The following is a 15,795-nucleotide window of genomic DNA, read 5'->3' as shown; positions in this document are numbered from 1 at the left end:
GCCCACGGAACCACCGCCGAAGCGACCACCGAAGCAGCCACCGGCGCCCCGCCCCCACCCCGGCCCCCGCGCCCTACTTCCGGAACTGCTCCGGACACTGCCCGCCGTCGGCAAGGTAGGTCTCCGCCCAGCGCGCCAGCTCCTTGAGCGCGGGCTCCATCGCCAGACCGGCCTCCGTCAGCCGGTAGGAGACGCGCAGCGGCGGGCCCGGATCCACCTCGCGCACCAGGAGGCCGGTCCCCGCCAGCTCCATGAGGCGGTCGGAGAGCATGCGCTCACTGATCCCGGGGATGGCCCTCCGCAGATCGGCGAAGTGCACGGGGGCCGGCATCAGGGTGGCGACGATCAGCCCCGTCCAGCGCTTCCCGAACAGCTCGAAGACCCGCGTCATGCCGCCGTCGACCTGCCTGCACGTCGCCTCGCCATGGTCCGCCATACAGCCAGGATACCGCCCTGACGTTGGCTACTATAGAAAAGTAAGTCCCTGTGTTATTAATAGGGACGTACGGAATTCAACCAGTGGCCGCGCACCGCCCGGCCGCGTACCGAAGGACCGATCCCCATGGCCACGCTTCTGCTCATCGACTCCTCCCTCTTCCCCGAGGGCGGCTCCGCCTCCCGCTCGGTCACCGCGGCCTTCCGCAAGGCCTGGGAGGAGCAGCACCCCGACGGCACCGTGATCCACCGCGACCTGGCCGCCGACCCGCTGCCGCATCTCGACGGCGTCGGCGCCTCCGCCGCTTTCTCCGACCCGGCCGGCCACACCCCCGAGCAGCAGGCGGCCTTCGCGTTGCGCGTGCAGCTGGCCGAGGAGCTGGAGCAGGCCGACGCGATCGTCATAGCCGCGCCGATGTACAACTTCACGATCCCCTCCACGCTCAAGGCGTGGCTCGACCAGGTGATCATCATGGGGCGCACGGCGGGCGAGCAGCCGTCCGCCAAGGGCACCCCGGTCACCGTCGTCGCCAGCCGCGGCGGTTCGTACGCGCCGGGCACACCCCGTGAGTCCTTCGAGTACGTGCAGAACTACCTGGAGGCCGTGCTCAACGGCGGGATGGGACTCGACGTCGACTTCATCGTCCCCGAGCTGACCATGGCCCCCAGCAACCCGGCGATGGCCGAGCTGGTCCCGCTGTACGAGACCTCCCGCGACAAGGCCCACGAGGACGCGGCGGCCAAGGCCAAGGCCCTCGTCGAGCGTCTCGCCGCCTGAGGGAGCCCCAGCGGCCCGCGAGCGCTCCGGCGCGGCCGGGACCGCCCGGCAGCGCCACCCCGCCGGTGGGTGCGGCCGCACACCGCGCGCCCGCACCCACCCGCACGCGCCCGCCCCGGGGACACCGGCCACCCGGTCCACCCACCGCACACCCGCACACCCCCGGGCCCGCGCCCGTTCCACCCCGCCCCTCACCCCACGCCACGCCACAGGTCAGCGCCCCTCCCGCACCGGCCCGCTCCCCACCCCCACCGTCACCAGCGCCCCCACCGCGAGCGCACCGCCCAGCCACATCACGCCGACCACGCCCCAGCCGTCCGCGGCCCGCCCGCCGGCCAGCGCACCCAGCGCGATGGCCCCGTTGAACACCGCCACGAACAGGGCGGACACCGCCTCCCGGGCGGCCGGCGCGGCCGCCATCAGCCAGCTCTGGGTGCTGACCGAGACGCCCCCGTAGGCCAGCCCCCATACGGCGACCAGGGCCGCCGCGCCCGGTACCCCCGCGCCACGCCCCAGCAGCGGCAGCAGCAACACCGCTCCCGCGAGCACCCCGCAGATCACCAGCAACGCCGCCCGCGGCGAGCGCGCCGCCCCGGCACCGGCCGCGAAGTTCCCGGCCAGGCCCGCGACGCCGAAGGCCAGCAGCAGCGTGCTGATCTGCCCCGCCCCCGCGCCGGCCACCTCCTCGAGCACCGGCCGCACATACGTGTACGCCGCGAAGTGCCCCGTGACCAGGAACGCCACCACCAGGAGCCCGGTCCGTACAGGCGCGTCGCCCAGCAGTCCCAGCACGCCCTTCAGCCGCACCACGGTGGCCTCCGGCAGCGGCGGCAGCAGTACGGCCAGCGCGATGGCCACCGCCCCGCAGACCGCGGCCATCGCCACGAACGACGTGCGCCAGCCGCCCAGTTCGCCCACGAAGGCACCGGCCGGCACCCCCAGCACCGAGGCCGCCGCGACCCCACTGAAGACCAGCGAGGTCGCCGCCGCCACCCTCCGCGCGGGCACCAGCCGCACCGCCAGCCCCGCCGCGATCGCCCACACCCCGCCCATCCCCAGCCCCACCAGCACCCGCGCCGCCAGCAGCACCCCGACATTCGGCGCATACGCCGCGAGGAGGTTCGCCACCGCCAGCGCGCCCGTCAGAACGGCCAGCACCACCCGCCGGTCCCGTCTCCCCACCAGCAGCGTCACCAACGGCGCCGACACCGCGGCGACCAGCCCGGTGACCGTCAGCGTCAGCCCCGCCGTCCCGTCCGAGACCCGCAGCTCCCGGCCGATCGGCGTCAACAGCCCCACCGGCAGCATCTCCGACGTCACCACCGTGAACGTCGCGGCCGCCAGCGCCCCCACCGCCGGCCGGCCCCCCCCCCCCCTCCGCCCCAACTCCCCTGCTCGCGCCGCCGCTTCGGCCGTCCGCGCCGCCGTGCCACCCTCGATGTCCGTCATGCCCCCAGCCAACGCCCGCGCCCCCCGGGGGAACAACGGCCAACTCCTCACCCTTCTATGAGCAGGACTCATCGATCCACCGCCGACGCCCTCGAAGGACACCCATGAGCGGCCCGCCCGCCACGACCGCAGGACACCGCGCCCCCGGCCTCGAACTCCGCGAGCTGGAGTGCTTTCTCGTGCTCTCCGAGGAGCTGCACTTCGGCCGTACCGGCGAGCGTCTGTACGTCTCGCAGAGCCGCGTCAGCCAGCTCCTGCGCGCCCTCGAATCCCGGATCGGCGCCCGGCTCGTGGACCGCACCAGCCGCCGCGTGCGCCTCACCCCGCTCGGTGAGCAGTTCCGTACGTCCCTGCGCCCCGCCTACGAGGCACTGCGCGCCACCGTGGACAGCGCCCGCAGCGCCGCCCGCGGCATCGAGGGCCGCCTGACGATCGGCTTCCAGGGCACCGCGGACGACCGGATCATGCAGGCCATCGACCTCTTCCACCGCCGCCACCCGGGCTGCGCCACGGAGATCGTCGAGATCCCGCTCTGCGACCCCTTCGGCGCGCTGCGCAGCGGAGCGGTCGATGTCGCGGTCACGCTGCTGCCGGTGACCGAGCCCGGTCTCACCCTCGGCACGGTCTTCTCCGCCCAGCAGCAGACCCTCGCCGTCTCCGTACGGCACCCGCTGGCGTCCCGCGCGGAGATCGACGCCGAGGAGCTCGCCACCGTCGCGCTGATCTCCCCGGATCTTCCCGCACCCGCCTACTGGCGCGCGGCCCATGCCCCGGCCGCCACCCCCGGGGGCCGCCCGATACCCGCCGGCCCCGCTGTCAGCACCCTTCAGGAGGGCCTGACCCTCGCCGCGGCCGGCCGCGGCGGCATGCTGCTGTGCCGCCCCACCGCCGACTACCACGGCCGCCGCGACCTCGCCTTCGTCCCCGTCACCGGCCTGCCGGACTCCGTCCTGGGACTGGTCCACCACACCGCGCGGGAGACGGCCCGGGTGCACGCCTTCCGTACGGCCGTGACGGAGGCCACGGAGGGGGTCGGCACCGCGGCGCGGGCCGCGGATGCCGCACATGTGACGTAGACCTCAAGTGATCCCGGCCGAGCGGGCCGTCCCGCGCGGACGCCCCGCGCCCGTGACATACACAACAGCGTGACGAACACGACAAAAGACCCCCGGTCTCCGGATTTCTCCGGAGACCGGGGGTCTCATCTGTGCGCGAGGGGGGAGTTGAACCCCCACGCCCTTTCGGGCACTGGAACCTGAATCCAGCGCGTCTGCCTATTCCGCCACCCGCGCATGGGTGCTGCCGGTTGATTCTCTCACGTGATCCGGGCTGTTCCGTCCGGGTCTTGTGCGAGCGCCTGCCGACATCCAGAACATTAGCACGCTGACGGGGGTGCCTTCACACGCCTTTTCGCCGGTCCCCGCACCGCGGCAGACCCGGGCGGCACCCCTCCGTGCCTCGGTCATTCGCCGAGCACTGCCCAAAGGGTTCACACTCGCGGTAGCCGCCACAGGAGCGGGGCAGCCCGGCCCGCCTCCGTGCCGGCCGCCCAGGTCCGGCACCGCCCGATACCCGACTCCGGCCCCCGCCCGGCGGGAGAGGTCGGCGGTTGCGGGACACTGTCTGCGGGGCACATCTACGATCGCAGTGCACGAGCAGTGGGCAAGGAGCAAGCAAGCACCGGGCAACCCTGTGAGGGGCGACACTCGTCCTCAAGGCGGGAAAGGGGAACCAGCCGATTTCCCTACGCGTGGATACGATCAGTAAGCAGTATCAGGACGACTCGATCAGGACGACCCCGTCGAAGACTGAGGAAGGAGGTGCCCCGTGGGAGTACTGAAGCGTTTCGAGCAGCGTCTCGAAGGTCTCGTCAACGGCACCTTCGCCAAGGTGTTCAAGTCCGAGGTGCAGCCCGTTGAGATCGCCGGCGCGCTACAGCGCGAGTGCGACAACAACGCCACCATCTGGAACCGCGACCGCACGGTCGTCCCCAACGACTTCATCGTCGAGCTGAGCACGCCCGACTACGAGCGGCTCAGCCCCTACAGCGGGCAGCTCGGCGACGAGCTCTCGAGCATGGTCCGCGACTACGCGAAGCAGCAGCGCTACACCTTCATGGGCTCCATCAAGGTCCATCTGGAGAAGGCCGACGATCTCGACACCGGCCTGTACCGCGTCCGCAGCCGCACGCTCGCTTCCAGCTCGTCCCAGGACGCCCCGGCGGCGGCCGACCGGAGCGCCGCGGCGCCCCGCGGCAGCAGTCCCGGCGGCGGCCACGTGAGCCCGCCCCCCATGCCTTCGTCCCCGCCTCCCGGCGGCGCGCAGCCCGTACCCCGTACGGCACCGCCCGGTGCAGGACCGCAGCCCGCCGCGCAGACCAGGCGCTGGATCGAGATCAACGGCAACCGCCACCAGATCTCGCGCCCCACTCTCGTGCTGGGCCGCAGCACCGACGCTGACGTACGGATCGACGACCCGGGTGTCTCCCGGCGTCATTGTGAGATCCGGGTCGGAACGCCCCCCACGATCCAGGATCTGGGTTCCACGAACGGCATCGTGGTAGACGGGCAGCACACCACTCGCGCTACTCTCCGCGACGGCTCGCGGATTGTCGTGGGCAGTACCACCATCGTTTACCGGCAAGCCGAAGGGTGAAGCGGGGGCAATGTCAGAGCTGACCCTCACGGTCATGCGGTTGGGTTTCCTCGCCGTACTGTGGCTGTTCGTCATCGTGGCCGTTCAGGTCATTCGCAGCGATCTGTTCGGCACGCGTGTCACACAACGCGGTGCCGCCCGGCGCGGCGGACAAGAAGCGCGTCCGCAGCGTCAGGCTGCGCCACCGCAGCAACAGCAGCGCCGCCAGGAAGGCGGCCGCGGCAACAATCGTCAGCGGCGCGGAGCACCCACCAAGCTGGTGGTCTCCGAGGGCTCGCTGACCGGCACCACCGTCGCCCTCCAGGGCCAGACCATCTCTCTGGGCCGTGCGCACGACTCCACGATCGTGCTGGACGATGACTACGCGTCCAGCAGGCATGCCAGGATCTACCCGGACCGTGACGGCCAGTGGATCGTCGAGGATCTCGGTTCCACCAACGGCACGTATCTGGACCGGACCCGGCTGACGACCCCGACACCGATTCCGCTGGGAGCCCCGATCCGCATCGGCAAGACCGTCATCGAGCTGCGGAAGTAGTACGACAATGAGCGAGCGGAGCGAGCGAGCCGCGACGGTCCACTCGGCGGACCCGGGCGTGCTCCCGACCGGAGGGTGGGCAGTGTGGCTCGACGAGACCGGCTGTACCCCGAGCCGACGGGTGAGGTGCACATGAGCTTGTCACTGCGCTTCGCCGCCGGATCGCACAAGGGCATGATCCGCGAGGGCAACGAGGACTCCGGCTATGCCGGACCACGACTGCTCGCCATCGCCGACGGCATGGGCGGCCAGGCCGCCGGTGAGGTCGCCTCCTCCGAGGTGATCTCCACACTCGTCCAGCTCGACGACGACGTCCCGGGCTCCGACCTCCTCACCTCGCTGGGCACGGCCGTCACACGCGCCAACGACCAGCTGCGGGTGATGGTCGAGGAGGACCCCCAGCTGGAGGGCATGGGCACGACCCTGACCGCCCTGCTGTGGACCGGGCAGCGGCTCGGCCTCGTCCACGTCGGCGACTCGCGTGCGTACCTGCTGCGCGACGGCGTGCTGACGCAGATCACCCAGGACCACACGTGGGTGCAGCGGCTGGTCGACGAGGGCCGGATCACCGAAGAGGAAGCCACCACCCATCCGCAGCGGTCGCTGCTGATGCGGGCGCTGGGCAGCGGCGATCATGTCGAGCCCGATCTGTCGATCCGTGAGGTGCGGGCCGGCGACCGGTATCTGATCTGCTCGGACGGACTGTCCGGGGTCGTCAGCCACCAGACGCTGGAAGAGACCCTCGCCAGCTACCACGGGCCGCACGAGACGGTGCAGGAGCTGATCCAGCTCGCCCTGCGCGGTGGCGGACCCGACAACATCACCTGCATCGTCGCCGACGTCCTGGACGTCGACGGCAACGAAACGATGGCGGGACAGCTCAACGACACCCCGGTCATCGTCGGCGCCGTCGCGGAGAACCAGAACCAGCTCAGCGACCCCAGCACGATGCAGACCCCCGCCGCCCGGGCCGCCGAACTCGGCCGGGCGGGCGGGCAGCCGTCCGGTCCCGGTGGCGCCTTCGGGCCGCCCGGCAGCGGTGACCAGGACGTCGTCGGGCCACCGCAGGGTTCGTTCGGCGCGTTCATCGACGAGGACTTCGTCAAGCCCCGCCGGCGCGGAAGGTGGATCAAGCGGTCGCTGTTCATCGCGCTGGCGCTGGCCGTCGTCGGCGGTGGGTGCTACGCGGGCTACAACTGGACGCAGACCCAGTACTTCGTCGGTGCCAAGGACAACCACATCGCGCTCTACCGGGGCATCAGCCAGGACCTCGCGTGGATAAAGCTCAACGGCGTGGACGAGGATCACCCCGAGATCGAACTCAAGTACCTGCCGCCGTACCAGCGCAACCAGGTCAAGGAGACGATCGCGGTCGACAGCCGCACGCAGGCGGGCGAAAAAGTCACCGAGTTGAGTCAACAGGCCAATGCCTGCCGTACTAAGGAGCAGCGGGAGGCCGCCGAGCGCGAGGCGGCGCGCCACCCGGGCAAGGGACAGGCGGGCACGCCGGCCAAGCCCGGTTCGCCGTCCAAGCCCGGCTCGTCGTCCAAGCCCGGTTCTCCGTCCGGTTCGCCGAGCGCCAGTTCCGGTTCCGGCGGCAAGGCGGGCAACGCGAGCGGTGCCGGCACGGCCGGCACGCTGGCGGCGACCGTGACTCCGAAACCCACACCGACCACCAGCCAGGCCCCCTCCGAGGAGCAGCAGAAGCTGGAAAGAAATTGCAGCACCCAGCAGTGAGGTCGTAGGGGGCCGTAGATCTTATGAGCAGCACCACCAACACCACCACCATCGGCACCATCGGAGCCCCGAGCCGCCGCAACACCGAGCTGGCAATGCTCATCTTCGCGGTGCTGATTCCGGTGTTCGCGTACGTCAACGTCGGTCTGGCGAAGGACGGTTCGGTGCCGGCCGGTGTGCTGGGCTACAGCCTGGGACTCGGCCTGCTCGCCGGCGTCGCGCATCTCGTCGTCCGCAAGTGGGCGCCGTACGCCGACCCGCTGATGCTGCCCATCGGCACCCTGCTCAACGGTCTGGGTCTGATCTTCATCTGGCGGCTGGACCAGGAGCCCTCGCTCGGCAAGGCGATGGCGCCCAACCAGTTGATGTGGTCGACCCTCGGCGTCGCCTTCTTCCTCGCCATCCTGATCTTCCTCAAGGACCACCGCGTCCTCCAGCGCTACACCTACATCTCGATGGTGGTCGCGCTGGTGCTGCTGGTCGCGCCGATGTTCTTCCCCGGTGTGAACGGCGCAAAGATCTGGATCTCGATCCCGGGTCTCGGCTCGCTTCAGCCCGGTGAGTTCGCGAAGATCATCATCGCGATCTTCTTCGCCGGCTATCTGATGGTGAAGCGGGACGCGCTGGCGCTGGCCAGCCGCCGCTTCATGGGCCTCTACCTCCCGCGCGGCCGTGACCTCGGTCCGATCCTCGTCATCTGGGCGCTGAGCCTGATGATCCTGGTCTTCGAGACCGACCTGGGTACCTCGCTGCTGTTCTTCGGCCTGTTCGTCGTGATGCTGTACGTGGCGACCGAGCGGACCAGCTGGATCGTCTTCGGTCTGCTGCTCAGCGCGGGCGGCGCGGTCGCGGTGGCGACGTTCGAGTCGCACGTCCAGGTCCGTGTGCACAACTGGCTGAACCCGCTGGAGCTGCTCGACGGCGGTGTCACCGAGACCGCCCAGGCCATGTACTCCTTCGGCTCCGGCGGCATCCTCGGCTCCGGTCTGGGCCAGGGCTACTCCCGGCTCATCCTCGGCATCGCGCCGAAGAGCGACTACATTCTCGCCACGGTGGGCGAGGAGGTCGGGCTCGCCGGGCTGATGGCGATCCTGCTGCTGTACGGCCTGCTGATCGAGCGCGGTATCCGTACGGCGCTGGCCGCCCGCGACCCGTTCGGCAAGCTGCTGGCGATCGGCCTGTCCGGCGCCTTCGCGCTCCAGGTCTTCGTCGTCGCCGGTGGTGTGACGGGCCTGATCCCGCTGACGGGTATGACGATGCCGTTCCTCGCCCAGGGTGGCTCGTCGGTGATCGCCAACTGGGCGCTGATCGCGATCCTGCTGCGGATCAGCGACACCGCGCGCCGCCCGGCGCCGGCCCCCGCTCCCTCCACCGACGCCGAGATGACCCAGGTGGTCCGCCCGTGAACAAGCCCCTGCGCCGGGTCGCGATCTTCTGCGGCCTGCTCGTCCTCGCTCTGCTGGTCCGCGTCAACTGGGTGCAGTTCGTCCAGGGTGACGCGCTCAAGAACGACCCGCACAACCGCCGGGTCGCCATCGAGCGCTACAGCACACCGCGCGGCAACATCATCGTGGACGGCAAGGCCATCACCGGCTCCACGACCACCGACAGCGGCGACTTCAAGTACAAGCGCACGTACAAGAACGGCAAGATGTGGGCGCCGGTCACCGGCTACGCCTCGCAGGCCTTCGACGCCAACCAGCTCGAGAAGCTCAACGACGGCATCCTCAGCGGCACCGACGACAGGCTCTTCTTCAGCCGCACGGTCGACATGTTCACCGGCAGCAAGCAGAAGGGCGGCAACGTGGTGACCACCCTCGACGCCAAGGCCCAGAAGGCCGCCTTCGAGGGTCTCGGCAAGCAGAAGGGCGCGGTCGCCGCGATCAACCCGGAGACCGGCGCGATCCTGGCCCTGGCCAGCACCCCGTCGTACGACCCGTCCACCTTCGCCGGGATGAGCAACAAGGACGCCGAGGAGTACAGCGCGCTCCAGAAGAAGGCCGACCCCGACGAGCCGATGCTCAACCGGGCACTGCGCCAGACCTACCCGCCCGGCTCCACGTTCAAGGTCGTCACGGCCTCGGCGGCGCTGGAGAACGGGCTCTACAACGGCGTCGACTCCAAGACCCAGTCGCCGCTGCCCTACACGCTCCCCGACACCTCGGGTATCGAGCTGAAGAACGAGGGCAACATCCCCTGCGAGAACGCCACCCTGCGTGAGGCGCTGCGGGTGTCCTGCAACACGGTGTTCGGCAAGATCAGCGCGGACCTCGGCAACAAGAAGATGAAGGCCGAGGCGGAGAAGTTCGGCTTCAACGACCCGGGAATCAACACTCCGGTCCGCGCCTCGGAGAGCATCTTCCCCAAGGACAACCGGCCGCAGAACGCGATGGCGGGCATCGGCCAGGCCTCCAACCGCGCCACGCCGCTCCAGATGGCCATGGTCGCCTCGGCGGTCGCCAACGGCGGCAAGCTGATGAAGCCGTACATGGTCGACAAGCTGGTGGCGCCGAACCTCAACGTGGTGCAGCAGCACACGCCGCAGGAGATGAGCCAGCCGCTCAGCCCGGAGAACGCCGGGAAGGTCCAGAGCATCATGGAGACCGTGGTCAAGGAGGGCACCGGAACCAACGCCCAGATCCCCGGCGTCACCGTCGGCGGCAAGACCGGTACCGCGCAGCACGGCGAGAACAACAAGGACAACCCGTACGCCTGGTTCATCTCCTACGCGAAGACCGACAAGGGCACCCCCGTCGCGGTCGCCGTCGTCATTGAGGGATCCGACACGCTTCGCGACGACATCGCCGGCGGAAAGCTTGCCGCTCCGGTCGCAAAGCGCGTCATGCAGGCGGTACTCGAAGGCGAGAAGTGACTCGGGTCATGCCAATACCGGTCACGTATCAGGTTGCGGCTCCGGCCCGGTCCGGTACGGCGTGCCGGGTACGGTATGCCCGGACAGCACACCGCCGGACCACACACCGGTGCGGTCGGGACTGACGGAGAGGGCTGGAGAAGCTTATGGAAGAGCCGCGTCGCCTCGGCGGCCGGTACGAGCTGGGCTCGGTGCTCGGCCGCGGTGGCATGGCCGAGGTGTACCTCGCGCATGACACCCGCCTGGGCCGCACCGTAGCTGTGAAGACGCTGCGGGTGGACCTCGCCCGTGACCCGTCCTTCCAGGCCCGGTTCCGCCGTGAGGCCCAGTCGGCCGCCTCGCTGAACCACCCGTCGATCGTCGCGGTCTACGACACCGGCGAGGACTACGTCGACGGTGTCTCGATCCCGTACATCGTCATGGAGTACGTCGACGGCTCCACGCTGCGTGAGCTTCTGCACTCCGGAAGAAAGCTGCTGCCCGAGCGGTCGCTGGAGATGACCACCGGTGTCCTCCAGGCGCTGGAGTACTCCCACCGGGCCGGCATCGTCCACCGCGACATCAAGCCGGCCAACGTCATGCTGACGCGCACCGGCCAGGTCAAGGTCATGGACTTCGGTATCGCCCGCGCGATGGGCGATGCCGGGATGACGATGACGCAGACCGCGGCGGTCATCGGCACGGCGCAGTACCTCTCGCCCGAGCAGGCCAAGGGCGAGCAGGTCGACGCCCGCTCCGACCTGTACTCCACCGGCTGTCTGCTCTACGAGCTGCTCACCGTGCGGCCGCCGTTCGTCGGTGACTCACCGGTCGCGGTGGCCTATCAGCATGTCCGCGAGGAGCCGCAGAAGCCGAGCAACTTCGACCCCGAGATCACGCCGGAGATGGACGCCATCGTCCTCAAGGCGCTGGTCAAGGACCCGGACTACCGCTATCAGTCGGCCGACGAGATGCGGGCCGACATCGAGGCGGCGCTGGACGGCCAGCCGGTCGCGGCGACCTCCGCCATGGGCGCGGCGGGCTACGACCAGGACCAGCCGACCACCATGCTGCGGCCGCAGGACCCGGCCGGCCAGACCTCCATGCTCCCGCCGATGAACCCGGACGACGGGGGCTACGGCTACGACGATCGCGGCGACCGGCGCCGTGGTGGCGGCCAGAAGAAGAGCAACACCTCGACGATCCTGCTGGTGCTGGCCGCCGTCCTCGTCCTGGTCGGTGCGATCTTCATCGGCAAGGCGATGTTCAGCGGCAACAACAAGGGCGGCGGCACGACGCCGGTGCCCAACCTCGTCGGCAAGACCCTCAAGGAAGCCAAGGCCTACGGGCGGAACGGCACCTTCAAGGTCGCCGAGGGCGGCCGCAAGTCCTGCGACAACGTCAAGAAGGGCCAGGTCACCTCCCAGGAGCCGGCAGCCGGCAGGGAGATCGACAAGAACGAGACGGTGACCGTCACGCTGTGCTCGGGTGCCACCAAGGTCACGGTTCCGGACGTCAAGGGCCTCACGTTCCAGAAGGCGGCCGACGAGCTCGGCCGCAAGGGCTTCGACAAGGTCAAGCAGACCCAGAAGGTCTCCGACCGCACGCCCGGCACCGTGATCGACCAGGACCCCCCGGGCCAGAGCGAGGCGACCAAGAACACCGAGATCACGCTGACCATCGCCCAGGAGTCCCCCAAGCGGAACGTCCCGGACGTCAAGGGCCAGGCCTTCGAGGCCGCCGAGAAGCAGCTGAAGGACAACGGCTTCGAGGTCAGCAAGACCGAGCAGGAAGTCACCGACCCGAACCAGGTCGGCAAGGTGCTCGACCAGAGCCCCCTCGGCAACACCCAGGCCAAGATCGGCTCCACGGTGACTCTCACGGTCGGCAAGGCAGGGGCTCAGACACCGGTCCCGGGTGTGGTCGGCCGGACCCTGAAGGAAGCGAAGCAGGCGCTCCAGCAGGCCGGGTTCACCAACATCCAGCTCGTCGGCGGCAGTTCGCAGGACGACAATGCCCGCGTGATCAACCAGGACCCGCAGCCGAACACTCCGTCGGACCCCAAGACCACCACCGTGACCCTGACGACCGTCGGTAGCGGCGGCAACGGCAACGGGGGCAATGACAACGGCGGCATCTTCGGCGGACCGTTCGGAGGCGGCGACTAGCGGTCCCCGTACGGAAGCAACACGGAGCCCCGGCAGCCTTTTCCAGGCGGCCGGGGCTCTCGTCTTACCGTTTACCGTGCCTCTCGTGCGCCGAGCCTGCGCTAGCGGAGTTCCTTCGGCGGCGTGCGGTCCGCGTCGACCTTCTCGGTGCGCTCCAGCTCGCCCCAGACGACGTAACGGTAGTTCGAGGTGAAGACCGGGGTGCAGGTCGTCAGGGTGATGTAGCGGCCCGCCTTGTGCTTGCCGGATTCCTTCGGGATGTCGTCGAGGACGTCCACGTTGTACTTCGAGGTCTCGGGCAGCGTCGCGAAGACCTTGTAGACGTACCAGGTGTCCTTGGTCTCGAAGACGATCGGGTCGCCGTCCTTGAGCTTGTCGATGTGATGGAACTTCGCGCCGTGGCCGTCACGGTGCGCGGCGAGGGTGAAGTTGCCCTTCTTGCCCTTCGGCAGCGCCGACTTGACCGGCTTGGTGTAGTAGCCGGCCACCCCCTCGTTGAGGATCTCGGAGTCGGTGCCCTTCTCGACCAGTACCTCGCCGTTGTTCATCGCCGGTACGTGCAGGAAGCCGATGCCGTCCTTGGTGTCCAGCTTCCCCGGCCCCTTGGGCCCGCTGTCCGCCCAGTGCTGACGCACCTGGTCGCCCTGCTTGTGCGCTTCGCGGTCGGCGAGGACGTTGGTCCACCACAGCGAGTAGGCGACGAACAGGCCCAGGATCAGCCCGGCGGTGATCAGCAGCTCGCCGATGACGCTGATGACGGCGGCGATGGTCCTGCGCACACGGCGCGGCTTGACTGGCGGTGCGGACCGGTCGCACTCCTCGTCGGTTCCGGTTGCGGTCACCGCGTTGCACCCCTCTTATGTTGGCTCAGCCGGCGAGCGCATCCGGTTTGCCCTTGCTCCGCGGCCGCTCGTCGACCATTTTGCCCCAGACGATCATCCGGAAGGTACTGGTGAACTCCGGAGTACATGTCGTCAGGGTGATGTAGCGGCCGGGCCCGGTGAATCCCGAACCGGGCGGCACGGGGCCGATCACGCTGGTGTTGCTCGGAGACGTCTGCGGGAGGATGCTCTCCATCTCGTACGTGTAGTACGAGCTCTTCGTCTCAACAACGATCTTGTCGCCCTTGGTGAGGCGGTTGACGTAGCGGAACGGCTCACCATGAGTGTTGCGATGGGCCGCCACCGCGAAGTTGCCCTTCTTGTCCCAGGGCATCGCAGTCTTGATCCCGCTGTTCTTGTCGTAGTGCCCGACCATGCCGTGGTCCAGCACCTTGTGCTTGTCGATCCCCTCGGCTATCGGCGCCTTCACATCCAGCTTGGGGATATACATGATCCCGAAGCGCTCGCCGTCCGCGAGATTCTTCTTCTCGCCGCCGCCCTTGTCCCACTCGTGCTGAAGGGTGTTGGCGGCGCCGCCCGCCTCCTGCTCGGCCATCACATTCGTCCACCACAGCTGATAGGTGACGAACAGCAGCATCAGCACGCCGAGGGTGATGAACACTTCGCCCAGCGCGCGGCTGGCGATCAGGCTGGGGCTGTCCTTGGCGGCTCGCGCGGCCTGCCGGGCCTCCAGCCGGGACATGGGGGCGGGCGCCGCTTCAGATGCGGTCGCAGCAGCCTCTGTGGTGGCGGCCGCGCCACTGTGGCGTCCGCGCCTGCCACCCCGCTTGGCGGCCCCCTGAGCGGCCTTCCGCCGGGCCGCTCGCCCTCCGGAGGCCGGGTTCGCCGCATCCGACGTCTCGGTTTCACGTGAAACCGAGCCCTCGGTTTCACGTGAAACGGTCTCGCCGCCGGGCTCCTCGGCCTGACGCAGCGCCATGGTCTCGTTGTCGTCCAGCCACGGCGTGGGGGCAGCTGCCGTGGCCGGAGCGGGACGCACGGCCGGCGCGGGGGCAGGCGGTACCGGTGCCTCCGGCGCGGCATAGGTCTGGGGTATCGGGTCGGTCGACGCGGGGCGGGAGTCATGGCCCGAGCCATATCCCTGGCCGTAGGCGGCCGTCTCGGCGCCGTACGACGGGCGGTCCGGCGGGGACGGGCGTTCCGGTTCCAGATGCGGGCGGAACCACGGAGAGCCCTGTCCCCCGCCCTCCTGAGCCGCCTTGCCCCGCCGTCGCCCCCGGCCCGGCTGCCCGTACGCACCGGGCGCGGGCGCCGGTGAAGCCTGGCCCGGCAGCGGATCGTTCAACGGGTCGTCGAGCTGCTCCACCGCCGCCTCGAACGCATCGGGGTGCCGGTACGGATCCTGTCCGTGCGGCTCCTGCGGCGCGTACGACTGCTGCGGGTCGTTCGGCTCGTAGGATCTCCCTTCACGCTCGGGGCGTAGGTCGGTCACGTGCCGGCCTTGCCGACCACCGGGGCCAGCCCCGTAGAGCGCTCCACCGCCCCCTTGTCGCCGCACTCGACGAGCCAGTTGGCGAGCATCAGGTGCCCCCACTCCGTCAGGACCGATTCGGGGTGGAACTGCACGCCCTCGACCGGAAGTTCGCGGTGCCGCAGGCCCATGGCGATCCGTCCGCCGGGGGCGTCCTCGGAGACCGTCCAGGCGGTGACGACCAGCTCGTCGGGGACGGTGGCCGTTTCGACGGACAGGGAGTGGTAGCGGGTGGCGGTGAAGGGGGACGGCAGACCGGAGAAGACGCCGGCGCCTTCGTGGGTGACGAACGAGGTCTTGCCGTGCAGCAGCTCCGGCGCACGGTCCACCACGCCGCCGTACGCGACGGCCATCGACTGCATGCCCAGGCACACTCCGAAGACCGGGACGCCGGTCTCCGCGCAGTGCCGGACCATGTCGACGCAGACGCCGGCCTGCTCGGGGGTGCCGGGCCCTGGCGACAGCAGCACTCCGTCGAAGCCGTCCTGAGCGTGCCGCGGCGCGACCTCGTCGTTGCGCAGCACCTCACATTCGGCACCCAGCTGGTAGAGGTACTGGACGAGGTTGAAGACGAAGCTGTCGTAGTTGTCGACGACGAGAATCCGTGCGGTCATCGGACGGCTGCCATCCCTTGGTCGACAGTGACGTCATTGAAGGGGAGCAAAGGCTCCGCCCACGGAAAGACGTACTGGAAGAGTACGAAGACGACCGCCAGCGCGAGCACCAGTGAAATCAGCGCCTTCACCCACGTGTTGCCCGGCAGATGCCGCCAGATCCAGCCGTACATGCTGTCGCTGTCCCCTTGCCGATG

General features: G+C 69.6%; 14 protein-coding genes and 1 tRNA gene. 8 read left to right on the top strand and 7 right to left on the bottom strand.

Annotated elements, in window-relative coordinates; translation table 11 throughout:
• Nucleotides 1-73: 73 nt before the first annotated feature.
• The gene (locus M8I34_RS01035; RefSeq protein ID WP_030993359.1) at nt 74-436 is read right to left on the bottom strand and encodes a helix-turn-helix domain-containing protein; all 363 of its coding nucleotides are present in this window, start codon (nt 434-436) and stop codon (nt 74-76) included.
• A 126-nt stretch (nt 437-562) separates the two neighbouring features.
• On the opposite strand from M8I34_RS01035, the gene M8I34_RS01030 reads away from it, so the two are divergent.
• A complete protein-coding gene (locus tag M8I34_RS01030; protein ID WP_250047308.1) occupies nt 563-1,213 on the top strand; it encodes an FMN-dependent NADH-azoreductase in 651 nt (216 codons plus the stop codon).
• Nucleotides 1,214-1,426: 213 nt separating this feature from the next.
• Here the strand turns inward: M8I34_RS01030 and M8I34_RS01025 are convergent, their stop codons facing one another.
• Entirely contained in the window at nt 1,427-2,662 is a 1,236-nt protein-coding gene (locus tag M8I34_RS01025) for an MFS transporter (protein ID WP_250047306.1), read from the bottom strand.
• Between the two features lie 104 nt (nt 2,663-2,766).
• Here M8I34_RS01025 and M8I34_RS01020 point away from each other — a divergent pair, with 104 nt between their 5' ends.
• Nucleotides 2,767-3,738, top strand: coding sequence for a LysR family transcriptional regulator (locus M8I34_RS01020; protein WP_250047304.1), 972 nt, complete (start codon nt 2,767-2,769; stop codon nt 3,736-3,738).
• A gap of 132 nt (nt 3,739-3,870) precedes the next feature.
• On the opposite strand, the gene M8I34_RS01015 is transcribed toward M8I34_RS01020, so the two are convergent.
• A tRNA-Leu gene (locus M8I34_RS01015) sits at nt 3,871-3,954 on the bottom strand.
• A gap of 535 nt (nt 3,955-4,489) precedes the next feature.
• On the opposite strand from M8I34_RS01015, the gene M8I34_RS01010 reads away from it, so the two are divergent.
• The 6 genes from M8I34_RS01010 (at nt 4,490) to pknB (ending at nt 12,611) form a co-directional block, all read left to right on the top strand.
• Nucleotides 4,490-5,317, top strand: coding sequence for a DUF3662 and FHA domain-containing protein (locus M8I34_RS01010; protein WP_250047303.1), 828 nt, complete (start codon nt 4,490-4,492; stop codon nt 5,315-5,317).
• 10 nt (nt 5,318-5,327) lie between these two features.
• Nucleotides 5,328-5,855 carry an FHA domain-containing protein gene (locus M8I34_RS01005; protein WP_030075663.1) on the top strand — a complete coding sequence of 176 codons (528 nt, stop codon included), beginning with the start codon at nt 5,328-5,330 and terminating at the stop codon, nt 5,853-5,855.
• 132 nt (nt 5,856-5,987) lie between these two features.
• Nucleotides 5,988-7,592 carry a PP2C family serine/threonine-protein phosphatase gene (locus M8I34_RS01000; RefSeq protein WP_250047301.1) on the top strand — a complete coding sequence of 535 codons (1,605 nt, stop codon included), beginning with the start codon at nt 5,988-5,990 and terminating at the stop codon, nt 7,590-7,592.
• Between the two features lie 23 nt (nt 7,593-7,615).
• The gene (locus M8I34_RS00995; RefSeq protein WP_250047298.1) at nt 7,616-8,998 is read left to right on the top strand and encodes an FtsW/RodA/SpoVE family cell cycle protein; all 1,383 of its coding nucleotides are present in this window, start codon (nt 7,616-7,618) and stop codon (nt 8,996-8,998) included.
• On the top strand, nt 8,995-10,464 hold the full coding sequence (locus M8I34_RS00990) for a penicillin-binding protein 2 (RefSeq protein WP_250047297.1): 1,470 nt from the start codon (nt 8,995-8,997) through the stop codon (nt 10,462-10,464). The genes M8I34_RS00995 and M8I34_RS00990 overlap by 4 nt, the downstream gene beginning before the upstream one ends.
• 146 nt (nt 10,465-10,610) lie before the next feature.
• Nucleotides 10,611-12,611 (top strand): Stk1 family PASTA domain-containing Ser/Thr kinase, encoded by a 2,001-nt coding sequence (gene pknB / locus M8I34_RS00985; protein WP_250047296.1) that lies wholly within the window; start codon nt 10,611-10,613, stop codon nt 12,609-12,611.
• Between the two features lie 101 nt (nt 12,612-12,712).
• On the opposite strand, the gene M8I34_RS00980 is transcribed toward pknB, so the two are convergent.
• From M8I34_RS00980 to M8I34_RS00965, 4 genes are read right to left on the bottom strand one after another with little or no spacing between them, the layout of a single operon-like run.
• A complete protein-coding gene (locus M8I34_RS00980) occupies nt 12,713-13,453 on the bottom strand; it encodes a class E sortase (protein WP_250047294.1) in 741 nt (246 codons plus the stop codon).
• A 25-nt stretch (nt 13,454-13,478) separates the two neighbouring features.
• Nucleotides 13,479-14,945, bottom strand: a complete 1,467-nt coding sequence (locus M8I34_RS00975) for a class E sortase (protein ID WP_250047292.1) — start codon at nt 14,943-14,945, stop codon at nt 13,479-13,481.
• The gene (locus tag M8I34_RS00970) at nt 14,942-15,598 is read right to left on the bottom strand and encodes an aminodeoxychorismate/anthranilate synthase component II (RefSeq protein WP_030990550.1); all 657 of its coding nucleotides are present in this window, start codon (nt 15,596-15,598) and stop codon (nt 14,942-14,944) included. Before M8I34_RS00970 ends, M8I34_RS00975 begins: the two co-directional genes overlap by 4 nt.
• Nucleotides 15,595-15,771, bottom strand: a complete 177-nt coding sequence (locus M8I34_RS00965) for a hypothetical protein (protein WP_006604449.1) — start codon at nt 15,769-15,771, stop codon at nt 15,595-15,597. Before M8I34_RS00965 ends, M8I34_RS00970 begins: the two co-directional genes overlap by 4 nt.
• Nucleotides 15,772-15,795: the final 24 nt, after the last annotated feature.

Source organism: Streptomyces sp. MCA2, from assembly GCF_023544705.1.
In the GTDB taxonomy this organism is placed as follows: domain Bacteria; phylum Actinomycetota; class Actinomycetes; order Streptomycetales; family Streptomycetaceae; genus Streptomyces; species Streptomyces decoyicus.
This window is presented reverse-complemented; position numbering and strand designations above follow the sequence as displayed.

Excerpts from the sequence above, each read along its gene's own strand:
- M8I34_RS01035 (WP_030993359.1), bottom strand. The coding sequence starts at position 436 with ATGGCGGACCATGGCGAGGCGACGTGCAGGCAGGTCGACGGCGGCATG.
- pknB (WP_250047296.1), top strand. The coding sequence starts at position 10,611 with ATGGAAGAGCCGCGTCGCCTCGGCGGCCGGTACGAGCTGGGCTCGGTG.
- M8I34_RS01005 (WP_030075663.1), top strand. The coding sequence starts at position 5,328 with ATGTCAGAGCTGACCCTCACGGTCATGCGGTTGGGTTTCCTCGCCGTA.
- M8I34_RS00970 (WP_030990550.1), bottom strand. The coding sequence starts at position 15,598 with ATGACCGCACGGATTCTCGTCGTCGACAACTACGACAGCTTCGTCTTC.
- M8I34_RS00995 (WP_250047298.1), top strand. The coding sequence starts at position 7,616 with ATGAGCAGCACCACCAACACCACCACCATCGGCACCATCGGAGCCCCG.
- M8I34_RS00965 (WP_006604449.1), bottom strand. The coding sequence starts at position 15,771 with ATGTACGGCTGGATCTGGCGGCATCTGCCGGGCAACACGTGGGTGAAG.
- M8I34_RS01000 (WP_250047301.1), top strand. The coding sequence starts at position 5,988 with ATGAGCTTGTCACTGCGCTTCGCCGCCGGATCGCACAAGGGCATGATC.
- M8I34_RS01030 (WP_250047308.1), top strand. The coding sequence starts at position 563 with ATGGCCACGCTTCTGCTCATCGACTCCTCCCTCTTCCCCGAGGGCGGC.
- M8I34_RS01025 (WP_250047306.1), bottom strand. The coding sequence starts at position 2,662 with ATGACGGACATCGAGGGTGGCACGGCGGCGCGGACGGCCGAAGCGGCG.
- M8I34_RS01020 (WP_250047304.1), top strand. The coding sequence starts at position 2,767 with ATGAGCGGCCCGCCCGCCACGACCGCAGGACACCGCGCCCCCGGCCTC.